Below are 243 nucleotides of genomic sequence, written 5' to 3' on the forward strand. Positions count from 1 at the left end.
GTCTCGACCTCGGCGCGGTGACCGTCATCGTCGATGGCGTCGGAGGCTGACCGGCAGCGGGGCCGCCGCACCGGGCGCCGCCTCGCGCTCGCTGCGATCTTCGAGGCCGACTTCGGCCAGCGTACGGCCGAGGCCATCCTCGAGCGTCATCTGACCGAGACGGAACGCGATCCGGTCGCCGCGGATCTGGCGCGCGAACTTGTCGCGGCGGTGGTCCGACACCGGGTCGAGATCGACCAGACC

At 72.0% G+C, this 243-nt stretch carries 1 protein-coding gene; it reads right to left on the reverse strand.

From position 1 onward, the window contains the following. Positions 1–24: 24 nt before the first annotated feature. Positions 25–243, reverse strand: a 219-nt coding sequence (locus tag ACLJNW_RS27905; RefSeq protein ID WP_410961843.1) for a hypothetical protein, incomplete at its 5' end; no start/stop codon positions are given.

The organism is Salmonella sp. SAL4457 (assembly GCF_046548235.1).
Classification (GTDB): domain Bacteria; phylum Pseudomonadota; class Gammaproteobacteria; order Enterobacterales; family Enterobacteriaceae; genus Salmonella; species Salmonella enterica.